The following is a 16,507-nucleotide window of genomic DNA, read 5'->3' as shown; positions in this document are numbered from 1 at the left end:
AGTGCAGGCACCCCGCTTGCAGCTTGCAGCTTGTGGCTTGCGGCTTGCGGCTTATTTAATTCTTAAATAACACCTCAGACTTTCTGATTTGCGCCGTTTCTGAGCCGCACCGCCTAATCAGGCCCTGATTTCTTGAAGGTCTGGTTATGGAAAATATTCGTGCTACTTCCCGCCCCGCGCTCTGGCTGATGGTCAGCGTGATTCTGGTGGCGCTCAATCTGCGGCCGTCGATGGCCGCCGTCGGCCCGCTGCTGTCGGGCATCCGTGGCGACATTCCCTTGAGTTTCAGCCTGGCCTCGTTGCTGACCATGCTGCCGGTGATGGCCATGGGCCTGGCGATGTTCTTCGGCATGGCCATCAGCCAACGCCTGGGCGAACACCGTACCGTGCTCCTGTCACTGCTGATCATCGGCCTGGCGACCGTTTCGCGGTTGTTCATGGATTCGGCCGCCGAGCTGATTCTCAGCGCGGTGCTGGCCGGCATCGGCATCGCCCTGATCCAGGCGCTGATGCCGGCGCTGATCAAGTCGCGTTTTGCCGACAATGTCTCGCTGTTCATGGGCCTGTATGTCACCTCGATCATGGGCGGCGCGGCCATCGCGGCGTCCTTCGCCCCGCTGGTGATGAATTACAGCGGCAGTTGGCGCCTGGCCCTGGCGATCTGGGCCGCCCTGGCCCTGCTGGCGCTGGGGTTCTGGTACGCCCAGCGCAGCTCGCTGCCGAGCCTCCCCGCCTCGCGCGGCGCGCGGGAATCCTTTGCCGGCAACCGCCGGGCCTGGCTGCTGGCGGTGTTCTTCGGCCTCGGCACCGCCTCCTACACCTGCGTGCTGGCGTGGCTGGCGCCCTATTACGTGGAGAACGGCTGGAGTGAACAGAACGCCGGCCTGCTGCTGGGTTTTCTCACCGCCATGGAAGTGCTTTCCGGGCTGGTCACCCCGGCCATCGCCAACCGCAACCCGGACCGGCGCCGGGTCCTGGCGGGCCTGCTGCTGCTGATCATCGCCGGCTTCTGCGGCCTGATCCTCAGCCCACAGCACCTGAGCCTGCTCTGGCCATGCCTGCTGGGCCTGGGCATTGGCGGGCTGTTTCCCATGAGCCTGATCGTGTCCCTGGACCACCTGCCCGACCCGCGCCGGGCCGGCGGCCTGACTGCCTTCGTGCAGGGCATCGGCTACCTGATCGCCGGCCTGTCGCCGCTGCTGGCGGGGGTGATCCGCGACCAGCTGGGCAGCTTCGAATGGGCCTGGTGGTCACTGACCGCCGTGATGCTGGTGATGGTCCTCATGGTGCTGCGTTTCGATCCGCGGCATTACCGCCAGCACATCCGCTGATCCACCGGAGCCTGTCATGAATCCCGTGAACTTCACCCAAGCGCATCTCGGCATGCTGCTGTGGGCGGTGCTGATCGCCGCCTCGTTCTTCGCCGCCGCCCAGGTCAACCAGGCCATCGACCCGGTGCTGCTGACCGCGCTGCGCCTGCTGTTCTCGGCCCTGCTGTTCGCCCCCCTGCTGTGGCTCAAGGGCTCCTCGGCGATGAGCCTCGCGGGGCTTCGGGCCCATGCAGTGCTGGGGCTGCTGCTGGCGCTGTACTTCGGCTCGCTGTTCGAGGCCTTGCGCTACACCTCGGCGGTCACCACCGGAACCCTGTTCACCCTGGTGCCGCTGCTGACCCTGGTGTTCGAAGGCTGGCTGCTGCCCGGCGATCGCCAGCCCCGGCGCTGGCCGGCGATGCTGGTGGCCGGCGCCGGGGCCTTGCTGCTGATCCTCAAGGGAGGGGCTCCGGGGCAATGGCCGTCGCTGTACGCCGTGGGCGTCTATGGCCTGGGATGCCTGGCCATGGCCGCCTACTCGCCGCTGAGCCAGCGCCTCAAGGCCAATAGCCTGCAAGGGTGCAGCCCGGCGGCCATGACCTTCTGGAACATGCTGTTCGGCGCCCTGTTTCTGTTTGCCGCCAGTCTGGCCAGCGGCGGCTGGCGCAGCGCGACCCTGCTGGGCAGCCAGGATCTGCTGTGGCTGCTGTACCTGGCGCTGTTTGCCACCCTGGCGACCTTCTGGCTGTTGCACCGGGCGATTGGCGTCATCGCCACGTCCACGGTGATTTCCTACATCTACCTCAGCACCCTGTTGCTGACACTGTTCCATTGGCTGTGGCTGGGCCAGACACCGCGAACCGCGGAAGTGCTCGGCGCCGTGCTGGTGGTCCTGGGCATGGTCGGCCTGGTGCAGAGCAGCCGTGCGAAGGCTGCCACGGCCTGAAATTGCCCCGGGACAGGCACCCGCTGGTTGAGGGAAAATGCGCAGGTCGTGTTATCGGAATTTAATGTCCCGATGCTGTCCGCGAATCCCCGCTCCGGGCATTTAATTAGGACGATCGTTCCGCTAGCATCGACCCGGTTTGCGCGCCACCGGCGCCAGGTGCCCAGCGGGATGGAACGGATGCTCATCAACAACGTGCTCAGAAAACTCGACATGCAGGACCTGATGGTCTTTGTCGCGGTGTACGAGCAAAGCAGTGTCACCGGGGTGTCGGAAACCCTGTGCGTCAGTCAGTCGACGGTCAGCTACTGCCTGAAGAAACTGCGCAACGGCTTCGAGGACGAACTGTTCGTCCCGACCCGCAACGGCATGCGCCCGACCTACAAGGCCACCAGCATGTACAGCCACGTGCTGAAGATCCTGGAGAGCATCAACCTGTGTCACAGCGGCGTACCGGCCTTCGATCCGACCCGCCAGGCCGTGACCTTCAACCTGTGCGCGCCGGAATACTTCGAGCTGTTGATCCTGCCCCGGCTACTCAAGGGCTTCGACTACGCCGACCTGCCGGTGACGGTCAATGTGCAGAAACTGGAGAGCGATGTTCCCGCCGAGGAGCTGCGCGATGGCAGCGTCGACCTGGTGATCTGTTTCGGCCCCAACTTCCACGGCAGCCATGCCGACCTGAAGTCGCAGATGCTGCTGGAGGACGATCTGGTGTGCGTCTTCGACAAGCGCGCAACGCCGCCCAAGGAACCGCGCTTCAGCCTGCAGTCGTTCATCGAGCGGCGTCATGTGTTTCCCACGCCCTGGACCTCGGACAGCAACATGGTGGATGGCTGGCTGGCCCGCCAGGCCCACAAGCGGCAGATCGTCGCCCGCTCCAACAGCTACAGCGCGGCGTTGAAGATGATCACCGGCACCGACTTCATCCTCACCCTGCCGCGACGCATCCAGGGCCTGCTGGCCAACGAGGCAGTGTTCAACCACTGCGAGGCCCCCAGCGGGCTGCCGGGGTTCACCCTGGACATGCAATGGAGCCAGCACACCGATCAGGACAGTGCGCAGGCCTGGTTCCGCGAACAGGTAGTCAAGGTCTGCGCCGAACCGGGCCTGGCCTAGCCCTCAGCGGCCGACGGCGGCCTTGCTGTAGGACGCGCGGTCGATGTCGATCAGCTCCACGCACAGCTGCACCTGCAGCTCTTGTGGCCAGGGCGCAAGGTCCTGCAACACCGCCAGCAGGCTCTCGGACAAATGCTTCTTGACCTCCGGCGAACGGCCGCTGAGCAAGGCCAGCTTGACGTGGACAAAGGCTCGCTCGCCCAGGCCCGTGCCGACCCGGAACGCCTCGACCTTGACCGCGCGGCTCTTGATATCGAACTCGTCGGAGAACTGCCCGGACGCCACCAGCCCGTGGTTGAGTCGCAGCAGCGCCTTGTCGACGTCCAGTTGCGGTAGGTTGGCGGTGTATTCCATATGCAGGTGCGGCATGGCAGAACTCCTGGTCTGTCAGGGAAAAAGGCGCTCCATACTACACAAGCCGCGGCATCCGACCGAACAGGTTGTTGGCCTCAGTGCCCCGCCGTCGGCGTTCGCTCACGCAGGGCCAGGGTTTCCCAGGCCGCCACGCCCACCATCACCAGGGTGCTCAGGCTGCCCAGCGCCAGGGCGGAAAACAGCTGACTGCCGGCCGCCGGCAACAACAGCAGGAGCACCAGCAGCCCGGCCAGGTGCGACAGCGGCGGCAAGGGCCGGTCGTTCATTACCCACTTGAACAGGGCGCAGCCCAGGAGAAACAGCCAGGGACCGCCGACGATCACCAGCACCCCGGCCGGACTGGCGTGATCCGGGTGCATCAGCACCAGTTCATCGGCCACGGCGCTGACGATGATCCCAGCCACGATCAACAGGTGCAGGTAGGTGTAGGCAATCCGCGCCTGGCGCCCCGGATCGGCGGAGTGGGCGATACGGTGGTGGGCCCGTTCGGCACCGCTGTCGAAGTACACCCACCACATGGCGATGCTGCCCAGCACCGCCACCACGAAGCCCAACAGGCCCTGGGCGCTGGTGGTCAGCTCGGCGAAGGTGGCGCCGGTCACCAGCAGCGATTCCCCCAGGGCGATGATCACGAACAGGCCACAGCGCTCGGCCATGTGGTTGCCTTCCACGTTCCAGTCGGCCAGGGTCGAACGGCCCAGCCCCGGCACCCAGAAATACAGCGACGGCGACAGCACCTCGATGGCCAGGGCCAGCCCCCAGCACGCCAGCCGCTGCGGACCTTCGAGCAGGCCGCCGCTGATCCAGAAGACCCCGGAGAACAGCAGCCACAGCAGGATGCGCTGGAAATTGCGGGTCATGTTCAACGGCTCGCCGCGCACCGCCCACAGGGAATAGGCGGTGCGCCCCACCTGCATGAACACATAGGCGCCGGCGAACAGCAGGCCGCGCTCGCCGAAGGCCTGGGGAATCGACGAGGACAGCAGCAGCCCCGCCACCATCAGCACGAACAGCCCGAGGCGGATCGGCAGGGTTTCCGGATCCAGCCAGTTGGTGATCCATGAGGTGAAGATCCACACCCACCACACCGCCACCATCAGCAACGCCACCTGCACGGCGCCGCCCAGGGACAGATGGGCCAGCAGGGAATGGGACAGCTGGGTCACGGCGAACACGAACACCAGGTCGAAGAACAGCTCGACCATGCCAACCTTGCCGCTGTCGTGGCGGCCACGCCCACGCAACAGGGAACGGGAACGACTCATGGGCACACTCCACCGATCGATGTTTCACCAGAAGACCTACACAGCAAAGCAGCCGCCTGCGCCAATGCCAAGCCGGCACCCGCCAATCCAAGCCAGCCGAGCGGTAGCCGCTCAGAACTGAGCGATGGGCGCCCTTTCCCCCATGAAGGCTTCCAGGCGCGAGCGTAGCCAGCGTTCCGCGGGATCGCTGTCGACGTGACTGAGCCAGACCATGGACAAGTCCAGGGTCGGGGTCTTGAACGGATAGGGCTCGACAAACAGCTGCCCCGAGGCGGCCATGGCCGCCGCCGCATAGTCCGGCAGGCTGGCGAGCATGTCGGTGCCCGCCAGCAGCGCCGGCAACGAGCTGTACTGCGGCACCGACAGTACCACCTGGCGGGTGCGGCCGATTTCCGCCAGCCACTCATCGGCGAAACCGGCGACGTTGGCGGTGTGGGACACCAGCACATGGGGCCGCGCGCAGTATTCGTCGAGGGTCAGCGGCGTATCGCTGGCATCGGCCCGCAACACGCTGGGCTGGATATGCCGCAGCAACTTGCGCTTGGCATTGGCCGGCAGGCCCCGGGTCTGGCTGATGCCGACGGTGATGTCGCCCGAGGCCAGCAGATCGGGAATCCGCCAGTAGTCCACGTGCTGCACCACGACCACCACCTGCGGCGCTTCCTGGCGCAGGGCCCGCAACAGGGGCGGCAACAGGCCGAACTCGACGTCGTCGGACAGGCCGATGCGAAAGGTCATGGTGCTGCTGGCGGGATCGAAATCGTGGGTCAGGCTCAGGGCCGAGGACAACGCGTCCAGGGCCGGCGACAGGTGCTGGATGATCTGCTCGGCGCGCGCGGTGGGCTCCATGCGATGGCCGACCCGGATGAACAGCGGATCGTTGAACATCGCCCGCAGCCGGTTGAGCGCGGAACTGATGGTGGGCTGGCCGAGAAACAGCTTCTCCGCCACCCGGGTGACGTTGCGTTCCAGCATCAACGCCTCGAACACCACCATCAGGTTGATGTCGGCCTTGCGCAGTTCATTGCGATTCATCGCTGCTCCCCCGGTCCCCAGACGGAGGTCAGTGTAGAAAGGCCCGGGGGCCGGCGTCCAGGCAAACCCCCGTGGCCAGCGCCGTTCGCTCAGTCGAAGGTGAAATTGAACTGGGCGCTACTGTTGGCCGATCCCTCGGTGATCGGCCCGGTGCGAATGTACTGGGCACGGAAGCTGAAGCTGGCGCTATCACTGCCTGACGGGCGTTCCATGGCGTATTGAGTGCCATTGCAATGAATCCGCGGAATCTGCTCGTTGAACATGACGATGCCAACGCCCTTGGCGACGGACCGTCCCGGATCCTGAGTCAGCCCCAGTATCCCTGACGGGTCGCAGCGCGAGGCGGGTTCGGCGCTGAACGAAACCTTCGGCAGGCTGTTGAACGAGCAGTCGTTGACTTCAAGCCTTTTCATGACCGAGGGCGGCGAGGTCGAGCCCAGCGTCGGAAAGTCATGGGCCGAGGGGCTGCCCAGGGGCAGCGTGACGTTGCGGGTGACCACCTGGCACTTGGCGGTGAACTTGACGCCTTCGGAACCAAGCAGGTCGTGCTCGTTGAGCAGCAGTTCTTTCGCACAGCGTTCTCGGTTGTTATGCGGCGGTAGCTCCTGCAAGTGTTGTCCGACCTGGGCCACGCCCGCGTCCAGGTCCAGCGCGTACATCGCCACCTGGACACCGGCGAGGCTGTTGACCTGCAACGATCCCTTGGGTAACTCATTGGCGGGTCGGGTCAGAATCAGCGAATACACGTAGTTCATGAAGTCTTTTTTCAGCTCGCCGTTTGAGCTCTCCACCTTGTATTTTTTCAGTACCAAGGGATAGAAATTACCCGTCAGTATCTGGGCGTCCGAGCCTGAAGGATAGGCCGTCACTTTAAAACTGATGCCGTCGATATTGGTCGGAACGATGCCATCGAGAAACCTGATCCCCGGAAAATGCGCACCTACAATCAATTCATGCGGCTCCTTGGTTACAGACTTCCCAGTGGTGTATTCAACGATCGGGTTCACCTGACGCTGTTTCAACACGGACCCCACCGGCGTGCTCCGGGTCAGTGGCGTGACCTCTACCCAGTCAAAGCCATCATAGCTGCTGAATACGCACCCCTCGGCCTTGCCATAGGTAACGGCGTACACCGGTGCGCTCCCTTGTACGCACAACAACATCAAGATGATCGCGCGCATCAACAGACCGCGCCCTCGCCCATCGGTGAGGAGCCTGAACCATGGATCACTCATCGGTCATGCCTCTTGTTCCAAGCCGGCCCCAGGTGCACGCTGCGGTGCCCCGGGAGCCGGTCAATCGATAGTGAATAGGTGGCAAGTGCCCGGCGTGCCAGGGGCAGCCCCTGGCAGCCGGGCCGAGGTCTTGCCGACGCTCCTTAGTCCATCAGGCCTTTGGAAACCCGGGCCGAAGAGTAGGTGCCGTGGTTGACGCCGATCTGGTTATCGTAAGTCTGGAAGTAGGCCCAGACGGTATCGACCTTACCGGTGGATTTCGAGCCTTGGATCCGCCCCTCGTTAACACCCACCAGCCCACCCAGGGTGGCACGCCAACCGCCACTGACGCGGCCACGGGATTCGGAGTTGACGATCCGCGACTGGTTGTCGCCGACCAGGCCCCCGACCTTGCTGTGCCAGGTTCCATGGACATTGCCGGTCGCCACGGCACGCTCGATCACGTGGTCGTAGTAATTGGTGTTGTAGCCCACCAACCCACCCACGGAGCTATAGGTATCGCCAAAGACCTTGCCGTGAGCCGCAACCGAGACCAGGTCACCATCGTTGTAGCCGACCAGACCGCCGATATTGCTCTTGGCGTAGCCCTCCACCGCGCCCAGCGCCTTGGCATCGTAGATCAGGCCACCGATATTGCTACCGACCAGACCGCCGACGTTGGCCTTCATGCCTCCTTTGACATCGCCCTTGGCCTCGACGTTACCGCGGATGGTGCTGTCGTCACTTTTTCCGATCAGGCCACCCAGGTTCGTGCCGAGGCGGTCAATCACATCACCAGTCGCCTTGACGTTGCTCACCACGCTCTGGTTCTGCTGCGAGCCGATCAGCCCCCCAGCGGACTCGCTGCCCACCCCGTAAACGTTACCGCTGGCACTGGAACCGCTGATGGTGCCAGAGCGGTTGAACCCGACCAGGCCGCCAATATGGCTCCCCAGCGCGCCGTACACGTTCATCGAGGAACTGGAGCCGGTAATGGTGCCGTTCTGGTTGTTGCCCACCAGCCCGCCCAGGTTCAGTCCCTTATAGAGTGGATTGTAAGTACCGATGGTGCCCTTGCTCGACGAGTTGGAAATCACTGCACCATTGTTGATCCCAACCAGTCCTCCGGCGCCGCCCATGGCCTGTTTATACATCTTGGTGGTGATATCGACATCACTGGCACTGCCGCTGATGAGACCGACTCTGCCATTGCCGAAGCGGTTTTCCCCGGCCACGCCGCCGATGGCCGTGGTCAGGCTGCCGCCGTACAACGAACCGGCTACCGAAGAGTCGCTGATCGAGCCGCCGTGGTTGCCCCCCGCCAAGCCGCCGACCTTGTTGCGCTGGTCGCTATTGGCAGAGACCTGCATATCGCGGGCACTGACCCGTTCGATGCTGCCACTGTTGCGCCCCACCAGACCGCCAATTTCACTGAAACCGTTGCGGAAGTTGCTCCCGTTGACGGTGATCGAGGCCAGCTTCAGATCGCTGATGGTGCCGGAGGACTGGCCGAACAATCCGGCGTACAGGCCCGAACTGTTGATGGTGAAGCCACTGATGGTATTGCCCAGGCCGTTCAAGGAGCCGGTGAACACCTGATCACCGCCAATCGAGTTGATGCTCCCCGAGCCCTTGATCTGATTGCCCAGTACATAGTGGTCATCGAGCTTGTTGCCGATGGCCTGCAACTGCTGGCTGTTCTGGATCACTTTGTGCTGCTTGCCATTGACGTCAAACCCGGCGTTCTCTCCGGACAAGGTCACCAGTCCCTTGTCGCCCACCACCATTTGCTCGCCATGCTTGACCCCCAGGCTGTTGTTGGCGCCGGTGAGGCTCACGTGACCGTCGAGCCGGACCGACTTGGCGGCGTTCAGTTCCAGGCGCGAGTTGGCGCCCTTGGCGCTGATCCGTTGATTGACCTTGACGTCCTTGGCAGAGGTCAGGGTCAGTTGGTTGCCGCTTTTCCACTCGACCGCAGCGGCCACCGCTACATCGCCATCGCGGCTACGCAAATTAACGTTGGTGTTGTTCAGGTTCTGGGAGAGCGTGCTTTCGACCAGGGTCGGGTTGCCGGGCTCACCCGTGGAACCCACCTTGACCTCATTGGACTCGACGATCCAGGTGCCGGTACGACCGTTCCGGGAGCGGGTATCGACTTCGGCGTTGAGCTCGACCCGGGTGACCGCGCCCGAGGTTTGCACCGTACCGCCGTTGCCGTCGGTGGCTGAGGCCTTGGCCGTCAATTTCCCCCCCACATTGACCACGCCACGCTCGCCACCGTCCAGGACAATACGTCCTTCCTTGTTGGACAGGGTATTGGCCTCGATCACCCCCTGGTTGTTGACCACTGCCTGAGTCAGCGCATTGGTGCTCTTGGCCAGCATCAGCACCTGACCGCCATCGGCCTTGAGCACTGAGGTGTTCTGCGCCAACGCATTCGCGGCGGCACCGTTGATCTGCAAGTTGATCAGATTGTCGTTACCCAGGCTCAGGGTAAAGTCGTTACCGGCGCCCAGGGCCACGGAGCCCTGATTGGCGACGATTTCGCCGTTGTTGCGCACCCGCGCGCCCAGCAGCGCCACGTAGCCACCGTCGGCCGCGGTGATCTTGCCGTCGTTGATGACTTCCACCGCCGATTTACCGGTGAACTTATAGCGACCGTTATTGAAATCATCGTCACTGATGTCACGGGTCGAGGCCACCAGGCCACCCACGTTGACCTGGGCGCCCTGACCGATCAGCACCCCGTTGGGGTTGATCAGAAACACCTGGCCGTTGGCATTCAGCACGCCCTGGATATTACTGCCCCTCAAGCCAGTCACCCGGTTCAGGGCGATGGACTCGCGCCCGGGTTGGTTGAAGGTCACCGACTTATCGGCACCGATGCTGAACTCGTTCCAGTTGGTCACCAGCTTGTCACTGTGCTGCTGGATCACCATGTTGTTACCCGTGACGTTGTAGTCAGCACTACCGCTAACCGTGACGTTTCCCTGGGGCAGCGCCATCGCTGGCGTCAGGCCACCCAAGGACAGCAAGCCGGCCGCCATCACCAGCAACCCCTTGCGCCCACTACTGCGACGCCGGCGCCGCGCGCCCTCGCACGTCACGTTCCAGCATCCTTGGGCCTGGTTCCATACCAACGCATAAATCTTGTTCACAATGACTCCTTATTGATGTTTAAACGCTCTGCTGTTTTTCGCAGAACGGCACTACTTCCAAAGCACACGCAGGCCTTCAGAAAAACTGTGTCGCGCTCACCCAGATCCGTGGGGTGCGCTCGGGACCGTCCCCGGCCTTCTGGTTATCCAGAGGCCAGGCGCTGGTCAGGTTGAGTTGCCGCCGGTCGCCGCTCCAGCGCGCCCCCAGCCCCGCCGCTTGCAGGCGCTGGGTGTTGATTTCACTGGTCCAGGGCAGGCGGTTGACCTGGACATAGCCCTTGTCGGCAAACAGGCTGAGCTGCCAGCCGGGGGCCAGGGCGTAGCTCAGTTCCAGGCCGGCCTGCCAACCCTGGTCGCCAATGCCGGCGCTCAGGGGATAGGCGCGCACGCCGTAGGGGCCGCCGAGGCCCATCTTTTCCGAGCTGTCGAGGTTGGCCGAAGTCCACTGGGCATTGACCTGGACATAGAGCTGGAAGCGGTCGCCCAGGCGCTGCAGGCGCGCGACCTGCAGGTTGGTCTTGGCGAAGCCGCCACCGGTGGCGGCGGTGTAGCGGTCCATGCGCTGCTCAAAGGCGTCATCGAAGGTCAGGCGGCCCGAGCCGTAGGACAGGCTGAACTGGTTGTAGCCACCGCCGAGGAAGCGGTCCTGGCGGTTGCCGCCCAGGCTCAGGGTCCACAACTCGATGTGCTTGCGCTTGCTCAGTTCAAACAGGTCGATGTCGTCACGCAGCTGTTTGTTCTCGTATTGCAGTTGCGCACTCAGGTCGAAGGTCCGGCCCCGCAGGATCGGCTGGGCGAGGAACACACTCTGGACGCTGGCCTGACCATTCATCTGCAGCTTCTTCACGCGTTTTCTGTTGAGCTCGTAGCTCATGTGCGAATAGGCCGCACCGACCCGGGTCGACCAGGGCCCCACCGGCAGTTGATAGGCGCTGCGCCAGTAGCGTTGGTCCCGATCGCTGCCCAGCAGGCGCAGGTTGATCTGGTCCCCCAGGCCCAGGGGATTGTTCAGGTTGAAACTGCCCCCCAGGCGGTACTCGCCGGTGTGGTAGCCGCCGAAGTTGTCGGCCTCCAGGCTGCCACTGGCCCAGGGACCAGGCTGGGCCTCCACCAGCAGATCGCTGGTGCCGGCAGCCTGCCCCGCACGCAAGGTTCCCTTGGCCCGGACCCCGGGCAGATCATTGAGCAGCAGCAGGCTGCGCTCGAGGTCCGCGCTGTTGACCGCCAGGCCACTGTCCAGGGCGGCCAGCGGCGCACGGAGCACGCCGTCCCGGGCACGGGACTGGTTGCTCAGTTCGACCCGGCCATAGCGACCTTCCATGACCTCGATGCGCACCACACCGCCCTCGATTTCCTGGGCCGGCAAAAAGGCCCGGGCCAGCAGGTAGCCCTGTTGCTGGTAATGAGCAGTGATGCGCTGCGCTGCGTCACGCAAACCGCCCAGGTCCAGTTCTTGTCCGCGCAGATCGTCCAGCAGCGGCTGCAGGTCCTGATCGCTGAACACCTGATTGCCCTCGATGACGAAGGCCTTGACCTGCAAGCGCACCCCCGAAGTGTCCGGGGCTGGCGTCGAACGCTCGGCCTTGGGCACCTCCAACTGCACCTCATCGCTGGGCGGCGGCAGCGCCGGCGGGGTGGCTTCGATATCCCGTATGGCCTGTCCGGCACTGGTCCCCTGGACCCGCATCTGGGCCTGCGCCAGCACGGGCAACAACAGCCCCAGCAACATCACTGGCGGCAGCGCCGACGGCACTCGCAACCGCCCCGCACCTCGCCCTTTGCATCCACCGGCCGGCAGCCCGGCTGCCGTACCACTACAGGTGTATTTGCACACGTCCACTCAGCGTCTCCCCGCTGTCTAAAACCACTTGGTATCGAATTTCTGCCGCACCGCCGCTCAACACCGGCGCGGCGGACAAAGGCAGGCGTGCCGAGCCGAACGGCTCGACGGTGATGCCCTGCACCGTCAGGGGGTGGCGCTGGTCGCCCACATCCACCCGAGCCAGGGACACGTAGTACGGCGTCGGATTGCTCACGCCGAGCACCGCAGCCCCGGCCGCCTGCGTCGCCTCTTGCAGGCTCCAGCGCAGCTGGCGCGCCGCCTCGTCGGCGCGACCCGGCAGGCCCTTGGGGCGATACAGCAGCTTCATGCGCAGGCGGTAGCTCAGGTTCAGCTGGTTGCTGCTCAGAGGCCGCAGGGACGGCACTTCCAGAAAGTTGAGCCAGAACACCGACTCGCGATCGGCGGGCAGCGGCTCGCCGCTATGACGCAGCGACAGGACGGCACTCTGCTGCGGATCAAGCCGCGACAGCGGGGGCGAAAGCACGAATGGCACCGCCAGCCGGCTCGGATCCACCGAGGCATCGCCCTTGTCCAGCCAGGTCTGCAGCAACAGCGGCGCCGTGCCGAGGTTGCCGACCCGGATGCTCAAGGCCGCCAGTCCCTGGGGGTAGATGAAGCGCGTGCCGACGATCGACAGGTCGGCCGGGGCGCCCTGACTGAACAGCAGCATCGCCCCCAGCAGGCACAGGTCACGCACCACACAAACCAGCCTGGCCTTCAAGACGCTGGCTCCATGGAAGTGACGCCCGCTTGCGACAGGCCGCGGCACGGCAGGTCGAGCAGCAGCGTGTCGTTGCCCTGGTGCGCCGAGGGTTGCGCCAATACATAGTCGATCAGGCACTGCTCGCCGGGTCCCTCGCCCCACTGCACACGGATGCGGCCCTGGTCCTTCTCGCTGCGCAGCACCAGGCGACTGCCCTGCCCCACCGCCCCCAGCTCCTCGCCGCTGTCGGCGTCCAGGGCGCTGGCGGCAAAGGGCAGCGGCGTGCCATCGGCCTGCCGGCTGTCGATCAGAAACGCCCGGGCCTTGCGGGTCGGGTAGGACAGCCTGACCACGGCGCCGGCCCTGGGCGCGACGTTGCGCGAACTGACCTGCAGCTCGACGTCGTCGGCCATGCCGCCAGGGTCCAGGTCCACGGTATTGAGCTGGTAGGGCGCAAGACTCGGCAGCACCGCATACCCCTGCCCGTCCACCTGCGCACCGGCATAGCCGACACTCGCGCCCCTGGCATGGGGGGCATGCACCAGGGCGGCGGTTTCACTCAGGGTCTGGGACAGGGTAAGGCCCCCGGAATGCAGGAGCATGCCGCCGGAGGCGCCCAGCGACTGGGCCCGATAGTCACGGCCCTGGGACAGGCTCGAACTCAGGGACACCTGGGGCAGGTAGTAGCTCAGGTTGGCGTTGGTCGAGGTTTCCCGCGGCTGGGCATCATGGGCCACCGACACGCCATAGGAGGCGGCTTCACGCTCGCCCAGCGAGCCGGAAATGCCGCTGGAGTAGTGGGCACCGGAATTCTGGTCGTGGCTGATGAACGCATTGGCCATGGTCGACCGCCCGGAGACGCCGCCCAGGGGCAGCGACAGGCTGAGGCTCCACAGGGTGTTCTCGCTACTGGTGCGCCGCCCCGAAAACTGGCTCGAACCCTGGGTCCGCTGGACGCTCAGGGCGTAGCTCAAGCCGCGCCACTGATGGTTGTAACCCATGGCGTAGTTACGCGCCTGGCCGCGGCTGTTCCAGTAGTTGAGGGAAGAGCCGTTGAGGTAGAAGTCACCGCCGATGCCGTCCACCCGCTGGTTGATCGTGACATCCAGCCGATCGCGGACCCGGGCGAAGTCTTCGAACCGCGCGCCTCGGTTGACGAAGTCCTCCAGGTCGATGGCGTCCCTCAGGCTCAGGTAGCCCCGGGTGGAATAGCGATAAGCCAGCAACGAGAACTGAGTGCCGCTGTCATGCAGGTTCTTGCTGTAGGAAAGACGCAGGCTGGAACCCTGCAGGTTGCCGTTGCGTGGCACCTGGGTACGGGACTGGGTCAGGTCGAGGCCGAACCCGCCGAACTCGGTGTTCAGCGCCGCGCCGATCAGGCCGGCCATGTAGCTGCCGGTGAGCGAGGCACCGGCATAACCGGTGACCTGGTTATCCAGCCCGCGTTGCAGGGTGCCCTGGGCCACATACTGATGCTGGCCACGCCCCCCGGCCCTGATCACCTGGCCGCCGGTCAGGCTGTAGCGGGAACTCCCCGGACGCAGGTGGCGGGCCATGGTGGCAAAGGGCACGGTAAAGCGCTGGGTGCGCCCGTCGGCCTCGGTGACCGTCACCTCCAGGTCACCGCCAAAGCTGGCGGCCTGCAGGTCGGCAATCTCGAAGGGGCCCGGGGCGACGGTGGTTTCGTACACCAGGTAACCCCGCTGCTGCACCGTGACCTTGGCGTTGGTATTGGCCGTGCCGCGCACCACCGGGGCGAAATAGCGCTGGGTGGTGGGCAGCATGCGTTCATCGCTGAACAGCTTGATCCCGCGAAACGATACCGAATCGAACAGCTCGGCATCGGTCACGCTCTCCCCCACCAGCAATTGCGAACGCCAGTCGGTCAGGTCGGTCTGGCCGTAGATATAGCCGCGCTGATAATCGCTGCCGCTGTCGGGCGACCAGGACAAAGTGCCGCTGTGACGCAGGCGCAGGTCGCCCAAGTTCAGGCCCATGTTCAATCCGGCATAACCGTTGGTACTGCGCCGGCCCCCGCTCTGGGAACTGAACAGGTTGGTGCTGTAGTTGAGCCGGGCCGCGTTGATGCCCGAATCCCAGCTGGCTGGATCGACGTAGCTGGAGGCGAGTTGAGGCAGCACGAACAGCTGGGGCACCGAGAACTCCAGCTGCTGCTCGGCCATGTTGACCTTTGTCGTCACGTGGGGGATGTAACTGGCAAGGTCCCCGCAGAACACCCCGTCACCCTGCAGCGGATGACTGGCAGGCGCCAGCGCGGCGTCGACTTTGTCCAGGTCGATGCCCAGTTGCTTGAGCAGCCCACGGTCGTAGCAGGGCTGGCTGCCCTGGGGGTCAGCGCTTTCGCGCATTTCGATCTCGATCAGCCCGCGCCAGGCGCCACTGACCCGTACATCCAGCAGGTACTTGCCCGGCGCCACGTAACCCGGACGCTCGAAGCGCTGGGTGTCGATGAGGGTTCCCGGCCCCTTGAACAGCATCTGGGTATCGAAGAACACCGGGCTGTTCTGAGGCGCGTCGCCAGGCACTTCCGAGCGCGTGGCTTGATCAGCGCTGGTCGGTTGGGCTGCCACAGGAACCGCCAGCCCCAGCAGCCCGGTCAGTACCGACAGAACTCGCAAGAGCAGGGCCGGTCCCTCACCAGGACAGACTCGCGCACGCACAGGAAAACCCAGCCAGAAGGGCTGCACACTGAACATAATCGATACCAATGCACTCAGCGTTTAATAACCAGGGCCAAGAGCGGAGTTGAATTGACCGGACAACTAGAGAAGGTTCTTTTCCAGCGGCACCCGGCCGCCGAAGTCATTGACCACTTCAAAGCGCACCGCCGCATTGCGGGGCGCTCTTTCGGCGTTTGCCGGCCAGGCAAAGGACTCGCTGGCAAAAGGCGCGACCATCCCGGCCCCCAGGTCGACGCTGCGCCCCTGCACTTGCACCTCGACCTTGCTGAAGGACAGGTAATAAGGGGTTGGATTGGATACCTGGACCACCGGACCTGCGGCCTTGTCCTGGGCAACTCCCGCGGGCTCAAACTTCCAACTGAGTTTTTCCACTGCCGAGTTGACATTGACCTTCAAGTCCGCAGGACGAAAGAACAACTTGATCCGATGACGAAAGGTAAAGGCCAATCGGTTTTCGTCCTGTTTGTGTTGTGGCGGAACTTCCAGAATATTCAGCCAGTACAGTGATTCACGATCAGCGGGCAACGGTTCTTTCGAATAACCAATGCGCAATACCGCCGCGGCATTGGGCTCCAGGCGACTGAGTGCCGGAGTCAGTTGAAATGGAACTTTCAGTTCTTCTGGGGCCTTACTGGCATCGCCATCGTCAATCCAGGCCTGGACCAACATTGGCACGCTGCCTGGATTATTCATTCTCAGTGTCACATCACGGGCATTCGACGGATAAACCACACGCGTGCCATGAATGACTATCTCCGCATTGACTGCCGAAGAGAACAAACTCAGAAAGATGGCGCCGACAACGAAAGTTCTAAACACATGCGCTTTCGGCGCCAT

At 64.1% G+C, this 16,507-nt stretch carries 12 protein-coding genes; 3 read left to right on the top strand and 9 right to left on the bottom strand.

Going from position 1 to position 16,507, the window contains the following annotated elements; genetic code table 11:
- The first annotated feature begins 146 nt into the window (after positions 1-146).
- The 3 genes from BLV47_RS31460 to BLV47_RS31450 all read left to right on the top strand — a co-directional run bounded on the left by BLV47_RS31460 (position 147) and on the right by BLV47_RS31450 (position 3,375).
- The gene (locus BLV47_RS31460; protein ID WP_092320424.1) at positions 147-1,331 is read left to right on the top strand and encodes a cyanate transporter; all 1,185 of its coding nucleotides are present in this window, start codon (positions 147-149) and stop codon (positions 1,329-1,331) included.
- 16 nt (positions 1,332-1,347) lie between these two features.
- Positions 1,348-2,256, top strand: a complete 909-nt coding sequence (locus tag BLV47_RS31455; protein ID WP_092320423.1) for a DMT family transporter — start codon at positions 1,348-1,350, stop codon at positions 2,254-2,256.
- 180 nt (positions 2,257-2,436) lie between these two features.
- Positions 2,437-3,375: a LysR family transcriptional regulator gene (locus BLV47_RS31450; protein ID WP_092320422.1), complete on the top strand. Its 939-nt coding sequence runs from the start codon at positions 2,437-2,439 to the stop codon at positions 3,373-3,375.
- Positions 3,376-3,378: 3 nt separating this feature from the next.
- On the opposite strand, the gene BLV47_RS31445 is transcribed toward BLV47_RS31450, so the two are convergent.
- From BLV47_RS31445 to BLV47_RS31405, 9 genes are all read right to left on the bottom strand, one after another.
- Positions 3,379-3,744, bottom strand: a complete 366-nt coding sequence (locus BLV47_RS31445; protein ID WP_092320421.1) for a 5-carboxymethyl-2-hydroxymuconate Delta-isomerase — start codon at positions 3,742-3,744, stop codon at positions 3,379-3,381.
- An 80-nt stretch (positions 3,745-3,824) separates the two neighbouring features.
- Positions 3,825-5,015 carry a low temperature requirement protein A gene (locus BLV47_RS31440; RefSeq protein WP_092320420.1) on the bottom strand — a complete coding sequence of 397 codons (1,191 nt, stop codon included), beginning with the start codon at positions 5,013-5,015 and terminating at the stop codon, positions 3,825-3,827.
- A gap of 111 nt (positions 5,016-5,126) precedes the next feature.
- Positions 5,127-6,050, bottom strand: a complete 924-nt coding sequence (locus BLV47_RS31435) for a LysR substrate-binding domain-containing protein (protein WP_092320419.1) — start codon at positions 6,048-6,050, stop codon at positions 5,127-5,129.
- A gap of 89 nt (positions 6,051-6,139) precedes the next feature.
- Positions 6,140-7,285, bottom strand: a complete 1,146-nt coding sequence (locus tag BLV47_RS31430; RefSeq protein ID WP_143038326.1) for a fimbrial protein — start codon at positions 7,283-7,285, stop codon at positions 6,140-6,142.
- Positions 7,286-7,428: 143 nt separating this feature from the next.
- Entirely contained in the window at positions 7,429-10,422 is a 2,994-nt protein-coding gene (locus BLV47_RS31425; RefSeq protein WP_092320417.1) for a two-partner secretion domain-containing protein, read from the bottom strand.
- 76 nt (positions 10,423-10,498) lie between these two features.
- Positions 10,499-12,109: a ShlB/FhaC/HecB family hemolysin secretion/activation protein gene (locus tag BLV47_RS31420; RefSeq protein WP_244168993.1), complete on the bottom strand. Its 1,611-nt coding sequence runs from the start codon at positions 12,107-12,109 to the stop codon at positions 10,499-10,501.
- 127 nt (positions 12,110-12,236) lie between these two features.
- Positions 12,237-12,986 (bottom strand): fimbria/pilus periplasmic chaperone, encoded by a 750-nt coding sequence (locus tag BLV47_RS31415; RefSeq protein WP_244168984.1) that lies wholly within the window; start codon positions 12,984-12,986, stop codon positions 12,237-12,239.
- Positions 12,983-15,685 (bottom strand): fimbria/pilus outer membrane usher protein, encoded by a 2,703-nt coding sequence (locus tag BLV47_RS31410; RefSeq protein WP_341865639.1) that lies wholly within the window; start codon positions 15,683-15,685, stop codon positions 12,983-12,985. Before BLV47_RS31410 ends, BLV47_RS31415 begins: the two co-directional genes overlap by 4 nt.
- 66 nt (positions 15,686-15,751) lie before the next feature.
- Positions 15,752-16,507, bottom strand: coding sequence for a fimbrial biogenesis chaperone (locus BLV47_RS31405; protein ID WP_092320416.1), 756 nt, complete (start codon positions 16,505-16,507; stop codon positions 15,752-15,754).

This window comes from Pseudomonas saponiphila, from assembly GCF_900105185.1.
In the GTDB taxonomy this organism is placed as follows: Bacteria; Pseudomonadota; Gammaproteobacteria; order Pseudomonadales; family Pseudomonadaceae; genus Aquipseudomonas; species Aquipseudomonas saponiphila.
Note: the sequence above shows the minus strand (reverse complement) of the source record. Positions and strands in the feature narration are given on the sequence as shown.